4 protein-coding genes are annotated in these 5,376 nt (G+C 64.6%); all 4 read left to right on the top strand.

The features are described from left to right. On the top strand, nucleotides 1–1,281 hold a 1,281-nt coding region (locus tag Q4P21_RS16285; RefSeq protein WP_369598844.1), incomplete at its 5' end, for a DUF1731 domain-containing protein. A 100-nt stretch (nucleotides 1,282–1,381) separates the two neighbouring features. Next, nucleotides 1,382–3,412: a DUF5107 domain-containing protein gene (locus Q4P21_RS02905; protein WP_303387360.1), complete on the top strand. Its 2,031-nt coding sequence runs from the start codon at nucleotides 1,382–1,384 to the stop codon at nucleotides 3,410–3,412. 270 nt (nucleotides 3,413–3,682) lie between these two features. Continuing rightward, nucleotides 3,683–4,390: a FadR/GntR family transcriptional regulator gene (locus tag Q4P21_RS02900; RefSeq protein ID WP_303387359.1), complete on the top strand. Its 708-nt coding sequence runs from the start codon at nucleotides 3,683–3,685 to the stop codon at nucleotides 4,388–4,390. After that, entirely contained in the window at nucleotides 4,387–5,355 is a 969-nt protein-coding gene (locus tag Q4P21_RS02895; RefSeq protein WP_303387358.1) for an asparaginase, read from the top strand. Before Q4P21_RS02900 ends, Q4P21_RS02895 begins: the two co-directional genes overlap by 4 nt. Nucleotides 5,356–5,376 lie beyond the last annotated feature (21 nt).

Below are 5,376 nucleotides of genomic sequence, written 5' to 3'. Positions count from 1 at the left end.
GCAGGGTGGCAGGTGCGCACGGTGGGCCGTTCGGGCGACGCCGTCTGGGGCGATACCGCGGCCATCACCGCTGTTCTTGACGGCGCGGACTTGCTACTCAACCTGGCCGGAAAGTCCGTCTCGTGCCGCTACACCCCGGCCAACAAGGCGGAAATTATTCGTTCCCGCCACGAGACAACCGCAGAGCTTGGCCGGGCCGCCGCCGTCTGCACCCACCCACCCCGGGACTGGTTCAACGCGAGCACCGGCACCATCTACCGCGATGCCAGTGATCGCCCGCAAGACGAGTACGACGGCGAACTCGGTTCCGGCTTTTCCGTCGACGTGGCGCGGGGCTGGGAAGAAACGCTCGCCGCTGCGGAGGTGCCGGAGACACGCAGGATTCCGCTGCGCATCACTATCGTCCTGGGCCCCGGCGGCGGCGTGATGCGTCCGTTCAACAATCTGGCACGTCTGGGGTTGGGTGGCCGGATGGGCGACGGAGGGCAACAGTTCAGTTGGGTCCACGTCGAGGACGTGTTCCGTGCCGTGCTGTTCCTGCACGAACACCGTGAGATCACCGGACCCGTCAATATTGCGGCTCCCGAGGTCGTGACAAACGCGGCACTGATGTCCGCTGTGCGCCGGGCAAACCGTGCTCCATTGGGGTTGCCCACCCCGGCGTGGCTGCTCACAATGGGAGCCGTGTTGATCCGCACGGAAACGGAACTGGTGCTGAAAAGCCGCTGGGTAGCGCCGACGAAACTTCAAGACGCAGGATTCATTTGGAAGCATCCCGACCTGAACGGTGCGCTGGCCAATGCCAAAGCAGACCGTTTCAGCATGAGTTACGGAGTGCCGGCGCTGCTTCTTGGATGGCTGTGCACCTTCGTGCTGTTTTGCTTGGGGCTGGCGTTGACCGCTGCCGTGTCGCCGCTGGACACCGGGCTGGGCTGGTATTTTCTGCCGGTGGCGCTGATCTACGGATTCCCGGTCGCTGCAATCCTAGGCCTGCCCCTGGCAATACTTATTGCTTGGCCGCTGCGTCGGGTACGCAACCAGCGTCTCCACGTCTTGGCGTTTGCGGCGGTGCTTGGCTCAGTCATGGCCGCGCTGCTGATCATCAGCTCTCGCGGCGAGATGCTGACAAGCGCTACTTCCCTGTTCACCGGCTTGGGGCTGGTTGCGCTGGTGGCCGGTTGCGGCGCCCTTGGCCGGGCCAGTGTCATGAGCCTGGTGGAGCGCCGGAACCCGGGGCTGGAGGAAAGGCACGAAACCGAATCCACGTGCCCCATCCGATAGGCTCGCTGGGGGAACGCCACCATTCCCGGCCGCACCCGCGTTGTGCCCAACCATGGGCAAACAGCGTGGTCCGGCCAACTGACTGTGATTGGAACAACGCATGGGCACCGCCTCCTCCATAACGCTCACCACCTGTGTCATTGAGCTCGCTGAGCTTGGTCGGGATTCGCCGTTGCCGTCCGTGCAACCGCTGCTGGAGCCGCCGTATGTTGTAGGGGACACCATCCCATCCGAGATTTCATCCGGCGTGCGTTGGGGCAAGGTGAACAATGTTTATCCCTACCCCATGCAGGAGAGCTACACGCGAGAGGTCAGCGCAACGGAACTGACCGCCGTCGTGCTGGAAAATGACAAGGTGAAGGCCACGTTTTTGCCGCAGCTGGGAGGCCGGCTCTGGGAACTGACCGACAAGGCCACCGGCAAGGAGCTCCTGCACACCCAGGACCGCATCCACTTCGCGAACTTTGCGCTGCGCAACGCATGGTTTGCTGGCGGCATCGAGTTCAACATTGGCACGCGCGGGCATTCCACAACCACCAACATTCCCCTGCATTCTGCCATTGTGCGCACTCTGGAAGGCCAGGAAGTGCTGCGCATGTGGGAATTCGATCGGCTGCGTGAAGTGGTGTTCCAGATCGATGCGTGGCTTCCGGAGGATTCACCCGTCATATTCGTCGCCGTGCGCATCCGCAACCCCAATGACAAGACCGTGCCCATGTACTGGTGGACGAATGCCGCCATCCCACAGACACCTCTAACCCGCGTGATCGCCCCGGCCACGCACGCCTACGCCACGGACTACGACGGCTCCATGGCCCGCGTTGACCCCACAAAATTCCAGGACCGGGACGCTACCTGGCCGGCGCGCAACACCCACGCAGTGGACTTCTTCTTCGACCTCGCCCCGGACGAACGCCGCTGGGAAGTAGCTGCCGATGCCGACGGCGACGGGCTCGCACTGGTTTCTTCCGCCCAGCTACGCGGGCGCAAGCTCTTCGTGTGGGGCGAGAGCCTGGGCGGGCAGCGCTGGCAGGAATGGCTGTCGCCGTCGGATTCGGGCGAGCCGCGGCAGTATGCGGAAATTCAGTCAGGGTTGGCGCAGACTCAGTTTGAACACGTCCCCATGCCGGCTGGTGCCAGCTGGCAGTGGGTGGAGGCGTTCGGCAACGCCGCATTGGACCCCGCGCTCGCAGGTGGTCAGTGGAGCGCCGCCGTGGCCCATGGGGCGCAGCGCGTTGAGGCTTTGGTGTCGGAGCAGGCCATTGCAAAGGCCTTGGACGACGCCGGGGCCTGGGCCGATCTGCCGCCGTCGGAAATGGTAGTGGCTGGCAACGGGTGGGGTGCGTTGGAGCGGGAGCGCCGTCAACACGCGGATCTGGACTGGCTCGATGAAACAGGTACCCCGTTTGGTCAGGAAACACTGACGGCAGAGCAAGGCCCGTGGGCGGAACTGCTGCGTGCTAACGAAGGCATTGTTGAAAAGCCCTTTGAGGCTACCGCGGGAGAGGTGCCCAGCCAGCCGTTTGGTGGGGCGGCCTCCTTCGTCAGGGGTCTCGACTGGGAGGACCTTCTCACCGCAGGGCGCAACACCAGCGCCGAGGGCGCCTTCCACCACGCCGTCATGGTGCAGGCGAGGGCGTCCGCAGGTGCTGGGGATCAAGCGGTGGTGGCCAAGTTGTACCGCCAAGCGCTGGAGACAACATTTGCCGCAGGGGAGCCGCTGAGTGTGCGAAGCCGCGCGCTGTCGCACCGCGGACTGGGGTTGGCGTTGTTGGCGGCCGATGACATTGCCGGCGGCCTGGCAGAACTGGCCGCCGCCTGCGCCTTGGAGGGGGAGTGCCGCGAGTTGCTGGTGGAAGCCGTGACGCTGGCGCTGGACAACGGTGCACCGCAATTGGCACAGGAGTTGTTGGACCGGGCCCCGGCGTCATTGGCCGGCCTTGGGCGGGTTCGCTTCCTCCAGGCCAAGACCCACGCGGATTTGGGGGAGCGCGATGCCGCTGCGGCCATCCTGAAATCAGGAGTGGAGGTCGTGGACCTGCGTGAAGGCGTCAACGCACTCCACGAGCTGTGGAAACAAGTATGCCCGGACGAGGACGTGCCAGCGGAATACCAGTTCAGCATGCACTAACCCACCTCTACTACCGACGCTCCTGCAGCTTTCGGGGCTAATCCATGGACGCTCCTTCACGTTCTGGGGTGAAATCGAAAACGCTCCTTCATCCGGTGAAGGAGCGTTTCGTGTTTCATGACCAACGGTGCAGGAGCGTTGGAAAAAGACGCCCGGGAAGTGTGGGAGGGTGGGGAGAAAACGACCTGAAAGTGCGGGAGGGTCGGTAGTGTGGCGGCGGCGCGGGGAAACCCTTGACAGCCATCTGTGAGCTGTGCCATAGTTTTGAGCATGAACCTGTCAGACAGCTGGACAGCCGGACAAGACCAAATTGTGCGTGTCAGCGCCGCGGAAGCCGTTTTCAAAGCCATTCGATCGGCCATCGAGGCTGGTGAGCTTGCGGTTGGCGTGAAGCTGAGCTCCGAAACCGCATTAGCTCAGCAATACGGTGTGAGCCGCTCCGTGATCCGGGAGGCGCTGCGATCCTGCACGGCGCTGGGATTGACTGAGACGCAAACCGGCAAGGGCACCTTCGTAGTGGCAAATCGAGCCTCAAGCGACCTGGTTCTGGGCAATTTTTCTGCCCGCAGCCTGATGGAAGCCCGCCCGCACATCGAGGTTCCTGCCGCGGAGTTTGCCGCTGCGCGCCGCACCGAGGAACAACTCCAGGAGATGCGCGGGATCATCGAGCTCATGGCGGAGGAAGACGATCCCGTCATATGGGTGGATCTGGACGCCAGTTTCCACGGTGCCATTGCCAGGGCCAGCGGCAATGGCGTGTTTGCGCAGGTCGTCAATGACATCCGCGACGCCATGGTCAACCAGTCTGAAACCATCAACCTGATTACCGGCCGCGCGCGCCAGTCGGACCTTGAACACAGGCTCATCCTAGATGCCATCACCCACGGGCGGGCCGCCGAAGCCGGCCACGCCATGGCCGAACACCTGTCCGCTGTGGACGCGGCACTGACCACCATCACGGGAGCGCAAGAAGCATGACCACCACTGAATTTCCCGCCCATGCACCCCTCGCCGTACAAACCCGAGGCGAGCTCGTGGAAAGCGTCCACTACGGGTCGCTGGCCGCCATCGACGCCACCGGAAAAGTACTGTTGAGCCGCGGCGAACCCACGGCGCGGATGTACCCGCGCTCGGCGCTGAAGCCGCTCATCGCCGTCGCACTTCTGCGCGCGGGGCTGCACCTGCCAGCCGAACAGCTGGCTCTGGCCGCGGCAAGCCACTCAGGCTCGGTCAGTCACCAGCAAATAGCCGCAGAGATCCTCACGGCTGCGGGCCTTGATGAGAGCGCCTTGGGCAACTCCACGGACCTGCCCTACGGCGTCGCCGAACGCGAGGCGTGGTTGCGCACCGGCAACGGCCCCACGCACTTGGCCCAGAACTGCTCCGGCAAGCACGCCGCCCTGCTGGCCACCTGCGTCCTCAACGGCTGGCCGATCGAAGGCTACCTGGACCCCGGCCACCCCTTGGCCGGGCTGATCCGCGCCACCGTGGCGGAACTGACGGGTGAAACCATTACGGCGGTCAGTACCGACGGCTGCGGCACCGAGGTGTTCGGGCTGTCCCTTACAGGGCTGGCCCGCGCCTTCGGCAAGCTCACCACTGCCGCGGCGGGCACGGCGGAGCACGACGTCGCCGCCGCCATGCGCTCCCATCCCACCATGGTTGCCGGGCTGGGACGCGACGTCACGGCGTTGATGGAGGCCGTGCCGGGCCTGCTGGCGAAGGACGGATTCGAGGGAATCCAGGCCATTGCCTTGGCAGATGGGACCGCCGTGGCCGTGAAGATTTCCGACGGCGGTGACCGGGCACGCATGCCAGCTGCAGTTCCAGCGCTCTTGGCACTGGGCGTTGACCCCGAGCTGCTGGCACCCTTCAACCACCTGCCCGTGTTCGGCGGGGGTCATCCGGTTGGCGAGCTGCGCGGGCTGCCCCTAACCGTCTGATCGTCTGACTGAACCACTACC

This window comes from Arthrobacter sp., assembly GCF_030540645.1.
In the GTDB taxonomy this organism is placed as follows: Bacteria; Actinomycetota; Actinomycetes; order Actinomycetales; family Micrococcaceae; genus Specibacter.
Note: the sequence above shows the minus strand (reverse complement) of the source record. Positions and strands in the feature narration are given on the sequence as shown.